This window comes from Ralstonia pickettii, assembly GCF_001699815.1.
In the GTDB taxonomy this organism is placed as follows: Bacteria; Pseudomonadota; Gammaproteobacteria; order Burkholderiales; family Burkholderiaceae; genus Ralstonia; species Ralstonia thomasii.
In genome coordinates, this window is record NZ_MCGB01000087.1 from 124,246 (window position 1) to 146,183 (window position 21,938).

Consider the following 21,938-nt stretch of genomic DNA (forward strand, 5'->3'; position numbering starts at 1 on the left):
TCGTAGGCGGGCAAACTTAAACGAGACTTAAACGTGGACGGCGTACGCGGACATCACACGAAACAAAATGTTTCTACGTGTTGGCCTTGAAGGGGAAACGCAGCACCACGCGCAAGCCGCCGCCTTCGCGCGCTTCCAGCGCCAGGGTAGCGTCATGCGCCTGCGCGATCTCCCGAACGATGGCGAGCCCCAGGCCGCTGCCTCCGGTGGGCGCCTGCGCGGGACGATAGAACCGATCGAGCACGCGCTCGCGTTCCTCCGCGGGGATGCCCGGGCCGTTGTCCTCGACCACGAGCTGCGCGCCGCCGTCGGGCGTGTGTGCGGTCGACACATCGACGCGCGCACCGCGCGGGCAGTAGTTCAGCGCGTTGTCGACAAGGTTCACCAGCAGCACGCGCAGCGCATCGGCATTACCGATGACGGATGCGGGCTGCGACTCCACCGCGATCCCCAGGTCAATGCCCTTGAGCACTGCCGCCGGTGAAAGTTCGGCAACCACATCGGCCGCCACGGCGTCGAGCGCAACCGTTGCGCGCTGCGTATCGGCAGCGCCCGGCTCCTGCCGCGCGAGCGTCAGCAACTGGCCAACGAGGCGAATCATGCGTTCCACACCACGATGCAGATCGGCGTGCGCGGCGCGGCGTTCGTCTTCGTTCTCGGCACGGTCGGCCACCTGCAGCTGCAGCTTGAGCGCAGCCAGAGGCGTACGCAGCGCGTGGGCGGCGTCGGCGACGAACGCGCGCTGGTGCGCAAGTGCGGTGCCGAGTCGCGCCAGCAGATCGTTCAACGCATTCGTCAGCGGGCGGATCTCGTCAGGCAACCCCTGCGTGGGCAACGGCGAGAGCGCTGCCGCATCGCGCGCCTGCACCTGCCTGGCCACCGAGCCCAGCGGCGCCAGCCCGCGCCCGACCGCCAGCCAGACGATCCAGCCCAGCAGCGGCAGCAGGATCAGCAACGGGGCCACCGTGCGCAACGCCATGCGCGCCGCCACCTCGTGCCGCGCGCTATAAGGCTGGGCGATCTGCACTACGGCAGGCCCGAAGGCGACGCTGTAGATGCGCCACGGGCCTTCCGGCGTATTTGCGTCGGAAAAGCCCAGCTCCGCCTGGTCCGGCAGATTGGGTCGCGCGTGAGAGAGATACAGGCTGCGGCCGGTGCCGTCCCAGATGCGGATCACCACATCGTCGTCACGCGCAATGCCGGCAAGCGCCGGCGGCGGCGGGTCGATCCACTGACTCGGCAGCGCGGCGGCCACCTGCTGCATCTGGTAGTCGAACAGCGCGTTGGCTTCCTGGCGTGCCTGCGCGTAGATCAGGCCGGTGGCGATGACGATGCCCGCCAGCAGGCCGCCGGCCAGCCACCACAGCAGGGTTTTACGGATCGATTGCATGGCTTATTGGTGCGCGTCGCCGTCGGCAGGTTCCGCAGGCGACGTTGACGCCTCACGTGGAATCACATACCCCACGCCGCGGATGTTCTGGATGAAATGGCTGCCGAGCTTCTTGCGCAGCGCATGGATGTAGACCTCGACCGTGTTGCTGCCGACCTCTTCGTCCCAGCCGTAGAGGTTGTCCTGCAACTGCGCGATCGACCACACCTTGCCCGGCCGCGCGAGCAGCGCATGCAGCACCGCAAACTCACGGCCCGACAGCTTGACCGGCACACCGGCGCGCAGCACCTCGCGGGTGACGGGGTTGAGCAGCACATCGCCGTGGCGCATGAGCGGATCGGCACGGCCGCCCTGTCTGCGCAGCAGCGCGTGCATGCGCGCAGCCAGCTCCTGCAGGTCGAAGGGCTTGACGAGGTAGTCGTCTGCGCCGGCATTGAGGCCGGCTACGCGGTCGGCCACAGCATCGCGCGCGGTGAGGATCAGGATGGGGATGGCGATGCCGCGCTGGCGCAGCTCGCGCACCACGTCGAGTCCGTCGCGCTTGGGCAGGCCGAGGTCGAGCAGCATGAGGTCGAACATGGTGGTGCCGGGTTCCGCACCGGCGGCACCGGCGGCGCCGGGCGCGGTCACGGCGTGCACGGCAGCCTCGCCGTCACGCACCCAATCGATGGCGAAACCGTCGTGGCGCAAACCCTTGCGCACGCTATCGCCGATCATGTCGTCGTCTTCTACGAGCAGTACGCGCATGGACGCATCAAAAATAGGCCGGGGAAGACCCATTGTAGAACTGCCGCGCGGGCGGCCCACACTTTGTACAGAGCCGCCCGCAAACTCACCTCCGCATCAGAACCCGCCCGATTTGATCAACTGATTCAGCGCGCCAATGTTCAGGCTGCCCCAACCCGTCGGATAGTCCCAACCCTTGGCGGCGTTGTAACCGTAGCGCTGGTAGCCGTTGTTGCCCGAGACCACGTCATAGCGCAGCAGCGACGCGTTGGCCGGAATGGCGCTGTACAGGCGCGCCGCCGGAAAGCCCAGGTTGCCGTTGGCCGCCAGCAACCGTGCCCAGAAGCCGACAAAGATGGGCGATGCCAGGCTCGTGCCGCCAATCTGCTGCAGTTGCCCGTAGTTGTAGATGTAGGCACCGGTGCTTTGCGCCGCGTCAAACGACACATCGGGCAACAGCCGCGCATTCCCGCCCTGCCAGCTCGGCGCCGGCAGGATCTGGCTGATGCCGCCGCCCGTGGCCCAGAGCTTGCCGTTGCCGTCGAGGCCTTCGTTCCACACGGTCTCGCTGGCGAAGCTCGATCCGCTCGTATAGAGCGTGGTGCCGCCAATGGCCAGCACGTGCGGCGATGATGCCGGCCACGACACGCTGTAGTTGCCGCCGTCCCGATAGCCGCGGTTGTTGCACTCGTAGACGCCCTCGTCGCCGGAAGACACGGAGAACGTCTGCCCCTGCGCGGCGGCCGTGGTGAAGATGGCCTCTTCGGCATCGAGCGTGCCGTCGGCGCTGGCGTCGTTCTCGCACCAGCCGAGCGACACGTTGATGATCTTGGCCGTGTTGTCGGTCACCGCCTTGTTGAAAGCCTTGGTCAGGCCCGTGTTGCCCGGCGCATTCAGATCCGCCATGTAAAAGGCCAGCTTGCCGACCGCGCCGCCGGCCGCGCCCACGATGGATTGGCTGTCGAGGTTCCACTCGCCCTGGCCTTCCTGGTCATCGGTGTAGTTGCCGCTCGTGCCGTTGGTCTTGATCGTGGTGGTGGACACCGCGGCGTAGCCGTTGTTGCTCGTGAACGTGCGCAGGTCACGCAACGTTTGCGATACACCGCCGATGGTGATGACGCCCACGGTGGTGCCCGCCGCCGTCGGCACGCCGGTCGCGCCATACAGCGCTGGGAATTCCTTCGGGTAGTGGCCCGTCGCGGTGCCGGCCGCCAGCGTGCGCGCTTCGGCCACATCGCCCATACGCAGCAGCGGACGCGCACGCGCCACGTTCTGCAGGCCCAGTACCGAGCCCACGATACCGCCCAGCGCGCGAGGCACCTGCGCCTTGCCGCTGTTCGCAAACCCGCTGCGGCCGGCCAGCTGGTAATGCACCAGCGGCGTGTTGAACGCCGCCTTGACCGTGCCTGCCGTACCGCGCGCCGACACCAGCAGCCGGTTGGGCGCCACATCGATATCGATAAAGCCGTTCTGCCGCAGATAGCCCACCACGGCGTCCACCTGCGCCTGCGTGGGCGCGTGGTCGGCGAGGAACTGCTCGCTGGTCAGGTACCTGCGGTAGTGCGGGCTGCGCGGATCGTTCACATCGTGCGCGAGCGCCTTGAGCTGAGCCTCGTTGCGCAGCTTCAGGCTGATCAGCACGTCGGCGGTCTGACCGGGAGCGACCTCGTTGGCGGCGCCGCGCGCCATGAGTTGCGGGCCGGTCACGAAAGCCTTGGTGTGGGTGTCGACCCAATCGGTGGCGGCATGCAGCGGCCCGGCCGCGAGCACCAGCGGCCATGCATACGCCAGATGGCGGCACAGGATGGAGACGCGCTGCATGGGGAGAGCAGTACGGAGCATCGGATGTCCCTTTGAGGAGTACGACGTTGCAGAACCACGCCGCTTGTGACGACGTGGGCGTCGTTCACCGTAGCCAAGGCGCTCGCCTCTCAACAGTGCAAAAACAGTCAGTTGCACTTGGGGCGCGCTGCGTCTAACAACCCCTCGCCAAGCGGTTGCGCACGGCTGCGCTTGCCTTTATCGTGATGCGATCCGCCATTCGAACCCGCGCGCAGATGAGCGCCCAGCAAGCCACTTCCCCCGCCACCCCCGATACACCCACCGACCTGCGCGAACGCATTCGCGCGGCGCGTCCGTCGCTCTCTCCGGCTGAACGCCAGGTGGCCGACTGGGTGCTGCGCCAGCCCGGTACGGTGCTCAGCCTGCCGGTAGCGGCCATCGCGCGTGAGGCCGGCGTCAGCCAACCTACGGTGATCCGCTTCTGCCGCTCGATGGGCTGCCACGGCCTGTCGGATTTCAAGCTGCGGCTGGCGCAAGGCAACGTCGCCCGCGATACCGCGCCGGCCCGCGTCGCTCCCCCCTCGGGCATGCGCGTCCTGCAGAACGCCATCGATTCGCTCACCACGCTGCAGGGCCGCTTCGACCCGCACACGCTCGATGCGGCGGTGGCGCTGGTCGACAGCGCACATCGCATCGACCTATACGGCTTCGGCAGCTCGGGCGTGGTGGCGCTCGACGCGCAAACGAAATTCTTCCGCTACGGCATTCCCGCGAATGCGTATAGCGATCCGTATCTGGTGTCGATGTCGTTGAACGTGCTGCAGGCGGGCGACGTGGTGATCGCCATTTCCAAATCGGGCGCGTTGCCCGAACTGCAGACAGCGGTGGAGCGCGTGCGCGAACTCGGCGTGCGCGTGATTGCCGTGACAACGCCTGGCAGCCCGCTCGCGGCACTCGCCGATGTCGTGCTGCCCGCGGGCGTGGACGATGCCGTGGCCGACCGTTCGATGGTCGCGCGCCTGTTGCACCTGGCGCTACTCGATGCGCTGGTGCTGGAAGTGGCGCTGCGCAAGGGCAGCGCCCTCCAGCACGCGGATCAACCCGAGTAGCGCTGAAGCGGCGTCAGTGTCCCTGGGCCACGGCGTGGTCCATGGCAGCACAGAGGCCGATCAACCCCGGGTACGGTGAATGAATCACATACACCGGCATTGATGCCACATAGGCCGAGAAGCGGCCCTTGTCTTCAAAGCGCCGCCGGAACGGTGAGTTGGCAAACGCAGGCCCCAGACGCGGCACGATGCCGCCGCCGATGTACACGCCGCCGCGCGCGCCCAGCGTAACCGCCAGGTTGGCCGCGATGGTGCCGAGGAACGCGCAGAACGTATCGACGGCATAGCGGCAGCGTGCGTGGTCGCCGGCGTCGTCTTCCATCTCGCCGAGTGCGATGGCGGTGATGTCGGCGGCGCGGCGCAAGGTGGGGCCTTGCTGCCAGAGGTCGAAGCACGCACCCAGGGCCTCGTAGATCAGTTCCAGACCCATGCCGGAAATCAGCCGCTCGGCTGACACATGACCGAAGCGCTCACGTGCGAAGCGCCAGATCGCGGCTTCCTCGTCGTTCATCGGCGGAAAGGCGACATGACCGCCCTCGCCGGCCACGGCAATGTAGCGGCCTTCCGGCGTCGGCAGCAGCGATGCGACGCCCAACCCCGTGCCGGCGCCGAGCAGCGCACGCGGTGCATCGGCCAGGCTGGCACCCCCGCCCACCTGCTCCAGTTCGTCCGCAGGCAGATACGGCAACGCGTGCGCCAGCGCCGCGAAGTCGTTGAGCACGACGAAGGTGTCGAAGCCCAGCGACTGGCGCATCGCCTCGATCGAGAACGCCCAATCGCGATTGGTCATGCGGATCTGGTCGCCCAGCACCGGGTTGGCGATGCCGATCGCGGCATGGCGCACCCCAGCGGCTGCGATTTCCGGCGGCAACGATGCGAGGTACGCGCGCATGGCCGCTTCGAGCGACGGATAGTCGTCGCCAGCCAGCACGCCAATGTGGGCCAGGCGCATGGGCGCCATCTCGAGCGCAAAGCGCACGTTGGTGCCGCCCACGTCGGCCACCAGCCGCGGGTAGGCCAGCGTGTCGGCCACGGTGCCCGCGTTCACCTCATGTAGACCAATAGACATCGAGCGGCACCTCCCGCTGATGAATGACATAGCTCACCGGCAGCGCGCGCTGAGCCCCGCCTTGCGCGGCCTCGTCGAACACGCCGCGCTTGACCGGCCCCGAGATCGAGAGGAACAACCGCCGCGCCGCACACAGCGCAGACAGATTCAGGCTGATACGCCGATGCGGCGCAGCGCCCGGGCGCACCGGCAGATACGCCGGCGCCTGCGTGCGGTCGATGCCATCGTTCAATTCAGGCGCGTCGGGAAACAACGATGCCGTATGCCCATCGTCGCCCATGCCGAGAATCACTACGTCGGGTTGCTGAAACGGATCATTGGCAGTCGCCACACATGCATCCACGTCAACCGATTCGCCATGCACATGCGGTGACAACACGAGAGGAAAGAAACGCGCCGCCGCCGCCGCATCCTGCAACAGGTGCTCGCGAACGAGGCGCGCGTTGCTGTCGGCATGCCCGGGCGGCACGGCACGCTCGTCGACCAGCGTGATCGACACATCGGCCCAGCGCAGCGGCAACACGCGCAGCGCGGCAAACAGCGCGATGGGCGAACGCCCGCCCGAGACGGCCAGGCACACGCTGCCCTGTTCCTCGATCACATGCGTGAGCGTGTTGGCAATGGACGCGGCCAACGCCTGCACCTGCGCGGCGGCGTCCGGAACTGCGTGCCAGCGCATTGCCATTACATCTCCTCGTGCCAGGCGGCGTTGTCGCGCGAGAGCAGCGCGCTCGATGCCGCCGGCCCCCAGCTGCCCGCGGTGTAGCCCTTGGGCGGGATGCGTGCTTCGTTCCACGCTTCAATGATCGGTTCGACCCAGCGCCAGGCTTCGGCCTGTTCATCGCGGCGCACGAACAGACCCAGCTTGCCGTTGACAGCGTCCATCAGCAGACGCTCATACGCGCCAGCATGGCGCACTCCGCCGTGGTTGGTGAAGTCCAGGTCCAGCGTGGAGGGCTGCAAGCCCAGCGCCGCGCCCGGCGTCTTGGTCAGGAACTGCAGGCGGATGCTTTCTTCCGGCTGCAGACGGATGACGAGGCGATTCTCCGGAAACTGGATCAACGGCTTCGGAAACAGCGCATGCGGCACGTCATGAAAGCGCACCACGATCTCCGCCAGCCGCTGCGGCATGCGCTTGCCGGTGCGCAGGTAGAACGGCACGCCAGCCCAGCGCCAGTTGGCAATCTCGGCCTTGATGGCGACAAACGTTTCGGTACGGCTGTCGGGCGGAATACCCTGCTCATGCAGATAGCCCTGCACCGGCTGCCCCGCGATGGCACCTTCCTGGTACTGGCCGCGCACGGTCTTCTCGGGCACCTCTTGCAGCGGGATCGGCTTGAGCGCCTTGAGGATCTTCAGCTTTTCGTCGCGGATGGCATCTTGCGACAGGCTCGACGGTGGCTCCATGGCGACGATGCACAGCAGTTGCAGCAGGTGGTTCTGCACCATGTCGCGCAGCGCGCCGACGCCGTCGTAGAAATCGCCGCGCTTTTCCACGCCGAGCTGCTCGGCAATGGTGATCTGCACGTCCTTGATCCACTCGCGGCGCCACAGCGGCTCGAACAGCGCGTTGCCGAAGCGGATTGCCATCAGGTTCTGGACGGACTCTTTCCCGAGGTAGTGATCGATCCGGTAGATCTGGTCTTCGGCAAAGAACTCGGCCACGGCCGAGTTGATGCGCTCGTTCGACGCGAGATCAGTGCCCAGCGGCTTTTCCAGCACCAGCCGCACATTCGGCGTATTCAGCCCGACACGGGCAAGCTGCTTGCAGATATCGATGAAGAAGCCCGGCGCCGTGGCCAGGTAGCAGACCGTGACCGGGGCGCGGTCCTCGCCCAGCGCGGCGGCCAGTCCATCGAACTGCTCGGGTTTGCGGGCGTCCACCTGCTGATAAACGATGCGCTCAGCAAACGAGGCCCAGGCGTCGTCGGAGACGGGTGCACCGGAATACAGGCGCATGGTCGGGCGCGTTTCGCGCTCCAGCAGGGCGAGGTAGCCGGCTGTCTCCAGCGGCTGCGTGCCGATGGCGAAGATCCGCCCGCGCGGGTGCAGTTCGCCGCCCTGATGCGCATCGAACAAGGCAGGAATCAGCTTGCGGCGGGCAAGATCGCCCGTACCGCCGAACAACACCATGTCGAATGCGGGCACCGACATCGTCATCTCCTGTGTATGAGCCATTGATTAGGCTAGCCTAGCTGACTAGCGGGACAACACGTGCTTTAAGCTCATTTTGTAGTATTACTACATCGCGAGCAAGGCGTTCTTGAAACTGCCCGGGCAAGCGTTTCCCGCGAATCTTTTGCCCGGAAGCGTGGCCTTCCGCGTGGTTTCTGGCACGCAATTCGCGTGCTCGCCGGTATGACTGGCGCTGATCGGATACGGTACCTGTGGAAAACCCTGCACCACATTCGGCGCATTTGTAGGAAAATTACAGCATTCCGTCCCGCCCGGACCTACCCCCCAGGAGAACCCGCATGGCCCTGCACCGCACATTGGCCGCCGTCACCCAGCGCATCATCGACCGCAGCCGCGGCCCCCGCCAGGCCTATCTGGACGTCACCCGCAAGAATGCCGGCCGCAGGGTCGAGCGTACGCTGCTCTCGTGCACGAACCTCGCCCACGGTTTTGCGGCCATGCCAGGCGAAGCGAAGATCCGCCTGAAAGCGCTGGAGCGGCCGAACCTCGGCATCGTCTCGGCGTACAACGACATGCTGTCGGCGCATCAGCCGCTGGAGGCATTCCCTGCATGGCTCAAGCAGGCGGCGCTGGACGCCGGCGGCACCGCGCAGTTTGCCGGCGGCGTGCCGGCCATGTGTGATGGCGTCACGCAGGGGCAGGACGGGATGGAGCTGTCGCTGTTCTCGCGCGACACGATTGCCCTGTCGACGGCCGTGGCGCTGTCGCACCAGATGTTCGACGCGGCGCTGTACCTGGGCGTGTGCGACAAGATCGTGCCGGGGCTGGTGATCGGCGCGCTGTCGTTCGGCCACCTGCCCGCCGTGTTCGTGCCGGCCGGCCCCATGACCACCGGCATCAGCAACGATGAAAAAGCCCGTACGCGCCAGCTGTACGCAGAAGGCAAACTCTCGCGCGCCGACCTGCTGGAAGCCGAATCCAAGTCGTACCACGGGGCCGGCACCTGCACGTTCTACGGCACGGCCAACTCCAATCAGATGCTGATGGAGGTGATGGGCCTGCACCTGCCGGGCACCGCGTTCATCAACCCGAACACGCCGCTGCGCGAGGCGCTCACGCGGGAATCGGCTCGCCAGGCGCTCAAGCTCGTCTTCAGCGGCGACCAATACACCCCCATTGCCGACGTGCTGGATGAGCGCGCCTTCGTCAACGGCATCGTCGGCCTGCTGGCCACCGGCGGCTCGACCAACCACACGCTGCACCTGGTTGCGATGGCGCGTGCGGCCGGCATCCTGCTCACGTGGGACGACTTCAACGATCTGTCGGGCGTGATTCCGCTGCTGGCACGGGTGTATCCGAACGGCAAGGCCGACGTGAACGAGTTCCAGGCCGCGGGGGGCCTCTCCATCGTCATTCGCGAACTGATCGACGCCGGCCTGCTGCACGACGACGTGACAACGATCATGGGCAAGGGCCTGCGCCGCCATGCGCAGGAGCCGTTCCTGGACGGTGAGAAACTCGTCTGGCGCGATGGCGCAGCTGCCTCGCTCGATACCAACATCGTGCGCGGCGTGGCCGAGCCGTTCTCGCCGGACGGCGGCCTGCGCGTGCTCGACGGCAACATCGGGCGCTCGGTCATCAAGGTGTCGGCGGTCAAGCCGGAGCATCGCTTTGTGGAAGCGCCGGCGCGCGTGTTCCTTGCCCAGGACGATCTGATCAACGCCTTCAAGGCCGGTGAACTCGAGCGCGATTTTGTGGCTGTGCTGCCGTACCAGGGCCCGGCCGCCAATGGCATGCCCGAACTGCACAAGCTCACGCCGACGCTGTCGGTGCTGCAGGAGCGCGGATTCAAGGTGGCGCTGGTGACGGACGGCCGCATGTCGGGCGCGTCGGGCAAGGTGCCGGCCGCCATTCACATCACGCCCGAAGCGCTCAACGGTGGGCCGCTGGCGCGCGTGCGCGATGGCGACATCGTCGTGCTGGATGCGGAAGCGGGCACGCTGCAAGTGCGCGTGCCGGAGGCTGAGTGGAATGCCCGCCAGGTCACCGCGCCGGATCTGTCGCACTACCACGCAGGCGTCGGGCGGGATTTGTTCTCGGGTTTCCGCCGCAATGTGTCGCCGGCGGAAGAAGGCGCCTGCACGTTGTTCGTCTCGGCGGGCGCATAAGCTGAAGCCAGACCGACCGGTCCAGGCCCATGCCTGGGCCGGTTGCCTCTACAGCATCGACTTGTCGATCGAGATGCCCAGCTCACCGGCCATCTGCTCGACAAGCGCCTGCAGCCGGGCCACCTTGTCGGCCAACTGCTTCTGCTCCGCTTTCAGCGCCTCGAACTCGGACGGCACGATCGACTCGTCAACGCCGCCGGCCTGCCGCATGTCGGCTTGCGCAACGTCGCCGCACAGCAGGTGCATCCAACGGCTTTCACGCTCCCCGGGCATACGCGACAGCTTCACGACGTAGGGCGGATCGTTCTCAGCCAGTTCCTCCAAAAATGCTTCAACGGATGAGATGTCGGCAAAGGCGTGGAACCGCGCCGCGTTCAGTCGCAGCTCGGCCGCGGTCTGCGGGCCGCGCAGCAGCAGCACGGTGAGCAGCGCGATGGACTGGCTCGGCACACCGAGCACGCGATTCATGTTGTGCTCGAAGCGCGGTACGCGGCTGCTGCTGCCCTCCATGACCAGGCTGAGCGATTTCAGCCCATCAATGGCCGTGAGGATCTCGGCTTCGGTGACGGACATGACAGGCGCACGTGCGGTTTTCTGATTGCAGCCGGCCGCCAGCGCGTTCAGCGTGAGCGGGTAGGTGTCGGGCACGGTGTGCTGCTTCTCGACCAGAACGCCCAGCACGCGTCCTTCAAGCGCGGTCAGGGTACGGATGGCGCGACGCTGTGGAGCCTCGGAATGGATGTTCATGATGGGACGGCGACGGATACGCTGCAGGTTGGAGCCAATCGGACCCCAGCATCATATCCGCCGCGCGCAGGCAGGCGGCCCTGCCAGCGTAACAACAACCGAAGCTCAGCCCTTGGCCGGACCGCGCACCAGCAACACCGGCGTGGTTGCCTGACGGATGAACTTCTCAGCCACGCTACCCAACATTACATGGGCCAACCCACGGCGGCCGTGCGTGCCGATCACCACCACATCGGCGCCGCTGCGCACCGCTTCGCCCTGCAGGGCGCCCGCCACATCCTCGCCCACGCTCTGCGTTTCCACCAGCACCGTTTCCTGCTGCAAACCGGCAGAGGTGAGCGTGGCGGCGGTGTCGGCCAGCAGCGCGGTGCCGGCCTGGATAAACGACTTGCGCAGCTCGGTCGGATCGTAATAGCCGACATCGAACAGCATGGCGGGGCTGTCGACGATATAGACGGCGCGGACGGTGCTCTGGAATGCCTTGGCCAGGCGCACGGCCTCGGCCAGGGCCAGCTTGCTGGTTTCGCTGCCATCAATGGCGACCAGGATCTTCTTGTACATGGTTCAAGCCTCGCAGGGGAGTGGTTGTCGGAATACTGTGCCGGGGCAGCAACATGGCCGCCCACGCACTATTCTGTGACATCCACGGCCCTTTTGCGTTGCGCCAGATCAGATGGCCGCGACCATGCGACGCAACAATGCACCACCTTCCACCCGCCCCTACGCCTGAGTTGATTGCCGCTTACCGCAGCGCGCGGTATCGCGTCAGCACGCCGGAAGGCGACGTGCTGCTGCGCGTCGACGCCATCAACCCATGCGTGGCGGCCTTGCTCGCGCAAGCCGACGCACCGTGGGCCGTCTTCGTGACGGCGCATCAGCCTTTCTCCCGCGCGGTATCTGCCGATGAAAACGCTGCGCGGCAGGCCGAGCTGCTTGCCTGGGCCATCGCGCGCGGCATGGCATGGCTGCCTGGCGAAGGCGGCCCGCCGGGGGATGCGCCTTCGAACACGTGGCCGCCCGAGCCGAGCCTGCTGCTGTTCATCGAAGACGAGGCCATCGCCGACACGCTGATGCTCACGTTCGAGCAGAACGCCGTCGTGCTGTGCGATGCGCATGGATTTTGTACCTTGCGTTGGCACCCGTATCTGCCAGACTGATTCTGCACAGGGCACTTGGCGCACAGCGCTTTGCGGCACCGCAAGTGGCGCTTCCGATTCCTAAGTGCTTGCGTAGATACATCAGCAGGAGGTTTGTATGGAACTGCACATGCAATCGCATCATTGGGAGCGCCGCATGCCAGACTGGCTCGCCGCCAGCGTGGCAGGCCTCGTGGGCGGGGCACTGGTCATCGTGCTCGAGTTCTTCTGGTCGACCATGGTGCTCAATGAAAGCCCCTGGCGCCCGACCCACAAGATCGCCGCCATGATCATGGGCCGGGGCGCACTGGAAGAGATGTCGTTGTTCAGCTACAGCATCGTGGGCACGGCGCTCGTGCTGCACTTCGTGCTGGGCGCCATCATGGGGATGATCCTCGGGGCCATCATCGCGCCGTTCCACTTCGATTCGAGCCCCGGCATGCTCGCGGCCGTCGGCGTGGCCTTCGGCATCGTGGCGTACGTGGTCAACTTCTACGGCATGACGGCGGTGTTTCCGTGGTTTGTTTCGGAGCGCGGCTCGGGGCCACTCCTGGCGAACCTGCTGTTTGGGGTGGTGACGGCCATCACCTACGGCATGCTGGAGCGGCGCGTGCGCGAACCCATGCACTGAACCATCGACCTTTTTCCTGCGGCGCCGCAAGCTGAGCGGGGCCATCAGGAAGCGGCCGCCTCTGGCAACACACGCCAGAGGCGGCCGTTTTACATTGCGGCGCAGCACACAGATGCCACATCGGCGCTATCCGTACGCGGGATGCGCCTCGTCCTTACGTTGCCTTGCACGATCCGGGTGCGCGACCTAGCCTGTCTTTAGCGTGTTGAGGGAGTCCCTCGCCGGAGGTGCCCATGGCCCTTGCGATTGCGCTCGTGCTGATCGTCGTGCTGGCGGTGGGGTTTCACTTTGCCAGCCCGTGGTGGATCACCCCCATCGCCTCCAACTGGGTGCGCATGGACGACACGCTGACGATCACCATCGTCATCACCGGCGTGCTGTTTGTCGCCATCAACCTCTTCGTCGTCGCGGCGCTTCTGCGCTATCGCCATCGCGATGGCCAGCCCAACCGGCGCGCCGCCTACGAGCCGCACAACAAGCGCCTGGAATGGTGGCTGATCGGCATCACCACCGTGGGTGTGGCAGCGCTGCTCGCGCCCGGCCTGTTCGTCTATGCCGATTATGTACGCCCCCCGCCAAACGCCCTGCAGATGGAAGTGCTCGGCCAGCAATGGCAATGGCGCTTCCGCTTTGCCGGCCCCGGCGGCAAACTCGGCACGACCGACGTGCGCTACATGAGCAACGACAACCCGTTCGGCATGAACCCGGCTGACCCGAACGGGCGCGACAACTACCTGATCGAAACACCCGAACTGCACCTGCCGATCAACCGCCCGATCCAAGTGCTGGCGCGCTCGCGCGATGTGCTGCACGACTTTTATGTGCCGCCGTTCCGCGCGCGCATGAACATGGTGCCGGGCATGATCACCACGTTCTGGTTCACACCCACCAAGGCAGGCCGCTACGACATCCTGTGCGCGCAGCTCTGCGGCATCGGGCATTCGAACATGCGCGGCGTGGTGGTCGTGGAAGACGAGGCATCGTTTGCACGCTGGCTGGCACAGCAGACCACCTTCGAGCAGAGCCAGAAAGCGAAAGTGCAGGCCGCCTCAGGTGTTGCCGGCGGCAGCGGCCAGGCATTGGCCGAGCAAGGCCAGACGCTCGCCCAGGCCAAGGGCTGCGTCGCCTGCCACTCGGTGAATGGCGGCCCTGGCGTCGGCCCGACATGGAAGGGTTTGTACGGCTCCACGCAGATCATGGCCGACGGCTCGACCGCCGTGGCCGATGAAGCCTATCTGCGTGCCTTCATCCGCGATCCGAAAGCGCGCGTGGTCAAGGGCTTCGCGCCGATCATGCCGATATTCGACCTGAGCGAGCAGGAAGTCTCGGCGCTCGTGGCCTACATCAAGGCGCAAGGTGGGCCGGCACCCGCCACAGCCGCAAAACCGTAGCGAGGAGGCACGATGTCCTACGGCAAGAATGACCACGGCGACCACAGCCACGCACCGCAGAGCTTCTGGACGCGCTATGTCTGGAGCCAGGACCACAAGGTCATCGCGGTGCAGTACTCGCTCACGGCCATCGCCATCGGGCTGGTCGGGCTTGTGCTGTCGAACCTGATGCGGCTGCAGCTGGGCTTTCCGGGCAAGTTCGACTTTATCGACGCCAACCACTACTACCAGTTCGTCACCATGCACGGAATGATCATGGTGATCTACCTGCTCACGGCGCTGTTCCTGGGCGGCTTCGGCAACTACCTGATCCCGCTGATGCTGGGCGCGCGCGACATGGTGTTTCCGTTTCTGAACATGCTCAGCTACTGGGTGTATCTGCTGGCCGTGCTGGTGCTGGTGGCGAGCTTTTTCGTACCAGGCGGGCCCACCGGTGCGGGCTGGACGTTGTATCCGCCGCAGGCGATCCTGCCGGGCACGCCGGGCACCGAATGGGGCATCGTGCTGATGCTGGTGTCGCTCGCGATCTTCATCGTGGCGGCCACCATGGGCGGGCTGAACTACGTGACCACCACGCTGCAGGCGCGCACGCGGGGCATGACGCTCATGCGCATGCCGCTCACGGTGTGGGGCATCTTTACGGCAACAGTGCTCGCGCTGCTGGCGTTTCCAGCGCTGTTCGTGTCGGCCATCATGATGCTGCTCGACAAGACGCTGGGCACCAGCTTCTTCGTGCCGGCGGTGGTGTCGATGGGGCAGCAGCTCAAGCACAGCGGCGGCAGCCCGCTGCTGTTCCAGCACCTGTTCTGGTTCTTCGGCCACCCCGAGGTCTACATCGTCGCGCTGCCCGCCTTCGGCATCGTGTCGGACCTCATCAGCACGCATGCGCGCAAGAACATCTTCGGCTACCGGATGATGGTGTGGGCCATCCTCATCATCGGTGTGCTGTCCTTTGTCGTCTGGGCTCACCACATGTTCGTGGCGGGCATGAACCCGTACTTCGGCTTCTTCTTTGCCACCACCACGCTGATCATCGCCATCCCGACCGCGCTCAAGGTCTACAACTGGGTGCTGACACTGTGGCGGGGCGACATCCACCTGACCGTACCGATGCTGTTCGCCATCGGCTTCATCAGCACGTTCGTGATCGGTGGGTTGACGGGGCTGTTCCTCGGCAACGTCAGCGTAGACATTCCGCTGTCCAACACGTACTTCGTGGTTGCGCATTTCCACATGGTGATGGGCGTCTCGCCGATCCTGGTGGTGTTTGGCGGGCTCTATCACTGGTATCCGAAGGTGACGGGCCGCATGCTGAACGACACGCTGGGGCGCGCGCATTTCTGGATCACCTTCATCGGCACGTACCTGATCTACTTCCCGATGCACTACCTGGGCGTGCTGGGCATGCCGCGCCGGTACTACGCGTATGAGGGTTACAGCTTCATCCCACCCTCCGCGCAGACGCTGAACACGTTCATCACCGTCATCGCCATCATCGTGGGGCTGGCGCAGCTGCTGTTCCTCTTCAACCTGGCGTGGAGCCTCGTGCGCGGCAGGAAGGCCGAGGCCAACCCGTGGCGGGCGACCACGCTCGAATGGCAGACGCCGCAGACACCGCCCGTGCACGGCAACTGGGGCCCGACGCTGCCCGTGGTTTATCGCTGGGCATACGAGTACAGCCCGCCCGGCCGTGCGGATGACTTCGTGCCGCAGAACGAACCGCCCACCGGCGCTCCCGACATGGGAGCGGAAACGGAAACGGCGCCGGCAACCTCCATCCTCCCCGCCAGCGGGGTGCGCACATGACGACCCTGCCCCGCCACTTCGCGCCCGATGCATCTCCTGCATTGCCGCACGCCGGGCGCATGGGCTTGCGCGTCTTCATGGCCGTGGTGACGGCGCTGTTCGCGCTGCTGATCCTGGCCTACGCCATGCGCATGCGCGAGCCGGACTGGATGCCCGTCCCGCACCCGGCACTGCTGTGGTGGAACACCGGCATGCTGGCGCTGGCCAGCGTGGCCATGGAACTGGCACGGCGCGCGATCGCCCGCCGCGCAATCTGGCTGCTGGCGGGTGGCGCGCTTGCCGCGCTGTTCGTGTTCGGCCAATGGGCAGCATGGCAGCAGCTGTCTGCCACCGGGCAAGGCGTGGCAGTCAACCCATCCAACAGTTTTCTGTATGTGTTCACCGGCCTGCATGCTGCGCATGTCATCGGTGGCCTTGTCGTCTGGGCGGTGACGGTCGCGCGCCTGCGCAAGAACGCCGATCGCACCCAACGTGCCGTTGCCCTCTGCGCGACGTACTGGCACTTCCTGCTGGCCGTGTGGCTCGTGCTGCTGGCCGCAATGTGGTGGATCACGCCCGCCTTCGTCAGCGCCATCTGCGGGCCGCTGTATGGAGCCACGCCATGAACAACTCCGCGCTTCCCACCGAACCGGCCACCTCTGCCGAAGGCTGGCCCGGCGTCGTCAACGACTGGTCGGGCGACCGCGAAACCTTCAGGGTGCCGTGGGGCAAGGCCATGATGTGGATCTTCCTGCTGTCGGACACCTTCGTCTTCAGCAGCTTCCTGATCGGCTACATGACGGTGCGCATGTCGACCACCGCGCCATGGCCCGACCCGTCCAAGGTGTTCGGGCTCTCGGTGGGCGGAGTGGAAGTGCCGCTCCTGCTGATCGCCATCATGACGTTCGTACTCATCAGCAGCAGCGGCACGATGGCCATGGCGGTGAACTTCGGCTACCGGCGTGAGGCAAAGCGGGCGGCGCTGCTCATGCTGGCGACCGCCATCCTGGGCGCGGCGTTCGTGTCGATGCAGGCGTTCGAGTGGACCAAGCTGATCGTGCACGAGGGCATCCGCCCGTGGGGCAACCCGCTGGGCGCAGCGCAGTTTGGCGCGTGCTTTTTCATGATCACCGGCTTCCACGGCTTTCACGTGACCTGCGGCGTGATCTACCTGTTGCTGGTTGCCCGCAAGATCCTGCAGCCGGGCTTTGCCGAACACGGCAACTTCCAGATCGTGGAGATCGCGGGCCTGTACTGGCACTTCGTCGATCTCGTCTGGGTGTTCATCTTTGCGTTGTTCTACCTGTGGTGAGGCCTGACATGGACCACACGGAACCCTCTGCCCACGGGCAACAACACCCCATCGGCATCTACCTGAAGATCTGGGGCCTGTTGTTCGTGCTGAGCACGATGTCGTACCTGGTCGATTATTTCCACGTGCAGGGGCTGATGCGCTGGACGCTGATCATCGTGTTCATGATCGCCAAGGCCGGGCTGATCGTCTCCGTGTTCATGCACATGATGTGGGAGCGATTGGCGCTGGTGTACGCCATCCTGATGCCGCCGCTGGCGTTGCTGGTGCTGATGGTGCTGATGGCGGCGGAAGCGCACCACACCTTTGGCATGCGCATGCTGTTCTTCCATTGAGCCCCGAGCTGGGCGGGGCCTAGGACGGCCCGGCGAGGCTCGCATCCGGCCCCCGGAGGGCGGAACGCGAGCCTCAAAGTGCGGATGGATCGAATGTTTTTGGGCGGAACGTGAGCCTCGGACAGTGGCGTTCGAGCCTCGGAGGCTGAAACGCCAGCCTCCGAGCACGGCAGTCGTGTGTTTGACATTGGGGCACGACCCCGTGACGGTGGCGTTCGACCCTCAATGCGTCACGTTCGGCGCTCGCACGGTGGAGCGCCAGTGTTTGCGCCTGGAGCGCCACCATCCGACGGTGGAATGCGAGTGTTCGACCGTGGAGCGCGATGCCCCAACACTCGCAGGCGAACGGGCGGCCCTGCCCAGGGCCACCGCGTTGCCAGGGCGATGAGATTTAGCCGAGGTGGATGGCGTCCAGCGCCTGCGTGAAGTCCGCCACCAGATCGGCTTCATCCTCAATGCCGACCGACACGCGCACGAGCGAATCGGCAATGCCCATCGACGCGCGGCGCTCAGCACCCATTTCCCAGTAGATGGTGGGGGCGACCGGAATCACCAGCGTGCGCGTGTCCCCCAGGTGCGTGGCGCGCACGGCGTAGCGCAGGTGGTCGAGCATGTCGACGTAGTCGGCGCCGTCCACCAGTTCGAAGCTCAGCAGGCCGCCGTAGTGGCGGAACAGCTCGGTGGCGCGGGCGTGCTGGGGGTGCTCCGGCAGGCCGGGGTAGTACACACGTGCCACCTTCGGGTGCGCGGCCAGCGTGCGGGCCAGCGCCAGCGCATTGCTGCAGGTGCGGTCAATGCGCAGGGCCATCGTTTCGGCGCCCACGGCAATGCGGTGCGCGGCATCGGCAATCAACGTCGCACCCTGGTCGCGCAGGCCCTTCTTGCGGATCTGCTGGATGCCCTGCATTTCCGGCTTGGCCTTGCGGTAGGCCGGATAGATGTTCGGATAGGCCGCCCAGCCAAATAGGCCCGTATCCACCACCGCGCCGCCCAGCGCGTTGCCGTGCCCGCCGATGTACTTGGACAGCGAATGCACCACGAGGCTCGCCTGCACCTCGCGCGCGCGGAACAGCCATGGGGACGTCATCGTGCTGTCGACCACGTAGATCAGGCCGCGTGCCTTGCAGATATCGCCAATGCCCTTCAGATCGGCCACTTGGGTGCGGGGGTTGGCAATGGTCTCCACGAAAACGAGGCGCGTGTTCGGCTGCACCGCGTCGGCCACCGCCTGGGCCGACGTGGCATCGACGAACGTCACCTCCACGCCCAGGTTGCGCAGCGTTTCGAACACGCTGTTGGTGTTGCCGAACAGGAAGGCGCTGGAGACCACGTGGTCTCCAGCGCGCAGCATGGTCGAGAACACCGCCATGATGGCTGCCATGCCGGTGGCGAAGCACGCGGTGGCCACACCTGATTCCATCATCGTGATCTTGGCTTCCAGTGCCGCCGTGGTCGGGTTGCCCTGGCGCGCGTAGGTGTAGCCGGGCTTGCCCTGGAACACGTCGATCAGCTCGCGCGTATCGGCATAGCCGTATGTGGTGGACGTGTGCAGCGGCTTGTGGATGGCGTAGTGCTCGACGCCGGCTTCGCGGTCGGCGTGCAGGAGGGCGGTGGTCAGTCCGGTCATGGCGGGGGCAGCAGAAAGGCAGGAAACAGCAGGAAACGGCAGGAAAGTTCTGCATTATCGCGCGATTCAGGGGCCACCTGGGGGCCAGAACCCCGGCGGGCGTGGAACATGGCTTGCGTCGCACCTCGCGTTGCAAGACCGACCGGATTCCACGCCTGGTGACGAGCCCATCTCCTGCATCCTCCCCCCCTTCCCATCCTGCTGAGGCATCGAGCCTGCAGCAGCGGATCGTGGGCGCGTTGTGGCGCGCAATCTGGCGCTACCGCAAGCGCGTGCTGGTGGCCGTGGGGCTGCTGGTGCTCGCCAAGCTCTGCGCGGTGGGCGTGCCGATCGTGCTCAAGTGGATCGTCGACGGCTTTGGCGATGCCACGCGGGCGCGCGTGTTTCCGGCCTTCCTGCTGCTGGCTTATGCGGTATTGCGCTTTGGCGGCACGCTGTTCGGCGAGCTGCGCGACATGGTGTTCTCGCGCGTGTCCCAGCCCACGGTGGCGGGCTTCATGGCCCAGGCGTTCGAGCACCTGCACCAGCTCGGGCCGCGCTTTCATGCAAGCCGGCAGACCGGTGGGCTGATCCGCGATGTGGAGCGCGGCACCACCGGCATCGAGTTTCTGCTGGGTGTCGCGCTGTTCACGATCCTGCCGACCATGGTGGAGATCGGCTCCGTACTCATCATCATGATGAGCCGCTACAGCGGGTGGTATCTCGTCACCATCCTGGCCACGTTTGCCGCCTACTGCACCGCCACCGTGCTGCTCACGCGACGCCGCGTGCGCCTGCAGCGGCAGATGAACGAGTTCGACTCGATGGCCGGCAGCCGGCTGCTCGACAGCATGCTCAACCACGAAGCCGTGAAGGTCTACACCAGCGAGCGCTTCGAGGCCCACCGCTACCGCGACATCCTGCGCCAGCGCATCGAGACGGCGGTGGCCAACCAGCGTGCGTTGTCATTGCTGCACGTGTCGCAAAGCGGCGTCATTGCCGGCGGTGTAGCGACCGTCATGCTGCTGGCCGGGCAGGACGTGACGCGCGGCGTGCTGTCGGTGGGCGATCTCGTGCTGATCAACGCGTACATCATCCAGGTGTGCCTGCCGCTCAACGCGCTGGGCTTCATGTTCCGCGAGGCCAAAGACGCCGCCATCAATGCAGAGCGTCTGTTCCAACTGCTTGAGCAGCGCGCCGATGTCGTGGACCTGCCCAACGGCGCACCGCTGCGCGTGACGCAGGGCGAGGTGCAGTTCGACCACGTGGATTTCGGCTACGAGAACACGCGGCCCATCCTGCACGAGCTGTCGCTGCACATTCCTGCGGGCCACACGGTGGCGGTGGTGGGCGGCAGCGGCTCGGGCAAGTCGACGCTGGCGCGGCTGCTGCTGCGCTTCTACGACCCGTGGGCGGGGCGCGTGTCCATCGACGGGCAAGACCTGCGCGTGGTCACGCAGGACAGCGTGCGGCGCGCGATCGGCATCGTCCCGCAAGACACGATCCTCTTCAACGACACCATCGCCTACAACATCGCCTACGGGCGCGAAGGCGCGACGATGGCCGAGGTGATCGAGGCGGCGCGCGCGGCCTATGTGCACGACTTCATCGCCGCGTTGCCCGAGGGCTACCAGACCATGGTGGGCGAGCGCGGGCTCAAACTGTCGGGCGGTGAAAAGCAGCGCATTGCCATTGCGCGGGCGCTGCTGAAGAACCCGTCGATCCTGATCTTTGACGAGGCGACCTCCGCCCTGGATACACGCTCCGAACGCGCCATCCAGCGCGAGCTGGATCGGCTCTCGGCACATCGCACGACGCTGGTGATTGCGCACCGGCTCTCCACGGTGGTGGACGCGCACGAAATCGTCGTGCTGGAAAAGGGCCGCATTGTCGAGCGTGGCCGCCATACCGACCTGCTGGCCACCAACGGTGTCTACGCCCAACTCTGGACGCTGCAGCGTCAGCAGTCCGACCTGGAACAGGCCCAGCACCGGCTTGCACAGCAGCCGATCAACCTGGTGGCGCTGGTGGTGAGCGTGCTCGACGGCCTGCGCGAGGGCATCGATGCACGCCGCATCACCGTGTATTCCGTCATCCGCTCGGAAACGCCGAGCATCACGGGCGACCCGAGCCGCCTGCAGGGCATCGTGGGTGACGTGCTGAGCCACGCCGTGCTGGCCAGCCACCCGGGCAGCCGCATCGAGATCGTGCTGGAGCGCGTGGAAGGCATGGCGCAATTGCGCGTGACCGACACGATTGCCATACCGGCTGCGGCAGCTGCTGCCATTCCCACCGCCTCGCACACACCCGCCGAGATGGAGCCCGACGCCGCCCTGTCGGCTTTTGGGCCGTCGGCAACCCCGCCGGCGCCCGCACCGTTCGACGTGCTGGACCCGGTGGAACCGCTCGCGCCGCTGCGGCAAGAGCCGCGCGCGTTCGACCCTGTGCTGGCGGCGACCGCACAGGACACGGCCGCCACGCCTGCAGCCACGCTTGACCCGTTGTGGATTCGCTCGGTTGTGGAGCAGCACGGCGGGCGCTTTGCCGTCGTGCCGCTGCCCCACGGTGACGGCACCACGTATGTGATGGACTTTCCGATCCGCGCGGTGGCGCCG

Annotated in this window: 19 protein-coding genes; 10 read left to right on the forward strand and 9 right to left on the reverse strand. The window is 66.1% G+C overall.

Annotated features, from left to right (window positions below; all coding sequences use genetic code 11):
- Window positions 1-73 precede the first annotated feature (73 nt).
- The 3 genes from BEK68_RS18795 to BEK68_RS18805 all read right to left on the reverse strand — a co-directional run bounded on the left by BEK68_RS18795 (window position 74) and on the right by BEK68_RS18805 (window position 3,958).
- A complete protein-coding gene (locus tag BEK68_RS18795; RefSeq protein ID WP_024542315.1) occupies window positions 74-1,390 on the reverse strand; it encodes an ATP-binding protein in 1,317 nt (438 codons plus the stop codon).
- 3 nt (window positions 1,391-1,393) lie between these two features.
- A complete protein-coding gene (locus BEK68_RS18800) occupies window positions 1,394-2,137 on the reverse strand; it encodes a response regulator transcription factor (RefSeq protein ID WP_004632660.1) in 744 nt (247 codons plus the stop codon).
- A 96-nt stretch (window positions 2,138-2,233) separates the two neighbouring features.
- A complete protein-coding gene (locus tag BEK68_RS18805; protein WP_024542314.1) occupies window positions 2,234-3,958 on the reverse strand; it encodes a S53 family peptidase in 1,725 nt (574 codons plus the stop codon).
- Between the two features lie 215 nt (window positions 3,959-4,173).
- Between BEK68_RS18805 and BEK68_RS18810 the strand changes: the two genes are divergently transcribed.
- On the forward strand, window positions 4,174-5,007 hold the full coding sequence (locus tag BEK68_RS18810) for a MurR/RpiR family transcriptional regulator (protein WP_004632656.1): 834 nt from the start codon (window positions 4,174-4,176) through the stop codon (window positions 5,005-5,007).
- Window positions 5,008-5,020: 13 nt separating this feature from the next.
- Here the strand turns inward: BEK68_RS18810 and BEK68_RS18815 are convergent, their stop codons facing one another.
- Genes BEK68_RS18815 through zwf form a run of 3 tightly spaced genes read right to left on the reverse strand, consistent with a single transcriptional unit; the run spans window position 5,021 to window position 8,230 of the window.
- On the reverse strand, window positions 5,021-6,076 hold the full coding sequence (locus tag BEK68_RS18815) for a glucokinase (RefSeq protein WP_024974348.1): 1,056 nt from the start codon (window positions 6,074-6,076) through the stop codon (window positions 5,021-5,023).
- Entirely contained in the window at window positions 6,057-6,761 is a 705-nt protein-coding gene (gene pgl, locus BEK68_RS18820; protein WP_004632653.1) for a 6-phosphogluconolactonase, read from the reverse strand. The genes BEK68_RS18815 and pgl overlap by 20 nt, the downstream gene beginning before the upstream one ends.
- Entirely contained in the window at window positions 6,761-8,230 is a 1,470-nt protein-coding gene (zwf, locus tag BEK68_RS18825) for a glucose-6-phosphate dehydrogenase (RefSeq protein ID WP_004632651.1), read from the reverse strand. The genes pgl and zwf overlap by 1 nt, the downstream gene beginning before the upstream one ends.
- 320 nt (window positions 8,231-8,550) lie before the next feature.
- On the opposite strand from zwf, the gene edd reads away from it, so the two are divergent.
- Complete coding sequence (gene edd / locus BEK68_RS18830) at window positions 8,551-10,380, forward strand: phosphogluconate dehydratase (protein WP_004632649.1); 1,830 nt, start codon at window positions 8,551-8,553, stop codon at window positions 10,378-10,380.
- 48 nt (window positions 10,381-10,428) lie between these two features.
- On the opposite strand, the gene BEK68_RS18835 is transcribed toward edd, so the two are convergent.
- Window positions 10,429-11,127, reverse strand: a complete 699-nt coding sequence (locus BEK68_RS18835; RefSeq protein ID WP_024542632.1) for a YceH family protein — start codon at window positions 11,125-11,127, stop codon at window positions 10,429-10,431.
- A gap of 105 nt (window positions 11,128-11,232) precedes the next feature.
- Window positions 11,233-11,688: a universal stress protein gene (locus tag BEK68_RS18840; protein ID WP_004632644.1), complete on the reverse strand. Its 456-nt coding sequence runs from the start codon at window positions 11,686-11,688 to the stop codon at window positions 11,233-11,235.
- Window positions 11,689-11,825: 137 nt separating this feature from the next.
- Here BEK68_RS18840 and BEK68_RS18845 point away from each other — a divergent pair, with 137 nt between their 5' ends.
- The 7 genes from BEK68_RS18845 to BEK68_RS18875 all read left to right on the forward strand — a co-directional run bounded on the left by BEK68_RS18845 (window position 11,826) and on the right by BEK68_RS18875 (window position 17,717).
- Entirely contained in the window at window positions 11,826-12,284 is a 459-nt protein-coding gene (locus tag BEK68_RS18845) for a DUF3293 domain-containing protein (RefSeq protein ID WP_024542631.1), read from the forward strand.
- A gap of 97 nt (window positions 12,285-12,381) precedes the next feature.
- Window positions 12,382-12,894, forward strand: coding sequence for a hypothetical protein (locus BEK68_RS18850; protein WP_004632638.1), 513 nt, complete (start codon window positions 12,382-12,384; stop codon window positions 12,892-12,894).
- 233 nt (window positions 12,895-13,127) lie between these two features.
- A complete protein-coding gene (locus tag BEK68_RS18855) occupies window positions 13,128-14,285 on the forward strand; it encodes a cytochrome c oxidase subunit II (protein ID WP_028866784.1) in 1,158 nt (385 codons plus the stop codon).
- Between the two features lie 12 nt (window positions 14,286-14,297).
- On the forward strand, window positions 14,298-16,091 hold the full coding sequence (gene ctaD / locus BEK68_RS18860) for a cytochrome c oxidase subunit I (RefSeq protein ID WP_028866783.1): 1,794 nt from the start codon (window positions 14,298-14,300) through the stop codon (window positions 16,089-16,091).
- Complete coding sequence (locus BEK68_RS18865) at window positions 16,088-16,696, forward strand: cytochrome c oxidase subunit 3 (RefSeq protein ID WP_028866782.1); 609 nt, start codon at window positions 16,088-16,090, stop codon at window positions 16,694-16,696. Before ctaD ends, BEK68_RS18865 begins: the two co-directional genes overlap by 4 nt.
- Complete coding sequence (locus BEK68_RS18870) at window positions 16,693-17,382, forward strand: heme-copper oxidase subunit III family protein (protein ID WP_028866781.1); 690 nt, start codon at window positions 16,693-16,695, stop codon at window positions 17,380-17,382. Before BEK68_RS18865 ends, BEK68_RS18870 begins: the two co-directional genes overlap by 4 nt.
- A gap of 8 nt (window positions 17,383-17,390) precedes the next feature.
- Complete coding sequence (locus tag BEK68_RS18875) at window positions 17,391-17,717, forward strand: cytochrome C oxidase subunit IV family protein (protein WP_028866780.1); 327 nt, start codon at window positions 17,391-17,393, stop codon at window positions 17,715-17,717.
- Window positions 17,718-18,108: 391 nt separating this feature from the next.
- Here BEK68_RS18875 and BEK68_RS18880 read toward each other — a convergent pair whose 3' ends face one another.
- Window positions 18,109-19,344: a cystathionine gamma-synthase family protein gene (locus BEK68_RS18880; protein WP_065851849.1), complete on the reverse strand. Its 1,236-nt coding sequence runs from the start codon at window positions 19,342-19,344 to the stop codon at window positions 18,109-18,111.
- Window positions 19,345-19,574: 230 nt separating this feature from the next.
- On the opposite strand from BEK68_RS18880, the gene BEK68_RS18885 reads away from it, so the two are divergent.
- The coding region (locus BEK68_RS18885) for an ABCB family ABC transporter ATP-binding protein/permease (protein WP_065851852.1) at window positions 19,575-21,938 on the forward strand (2,364 nt) is incomplete at its 3' end.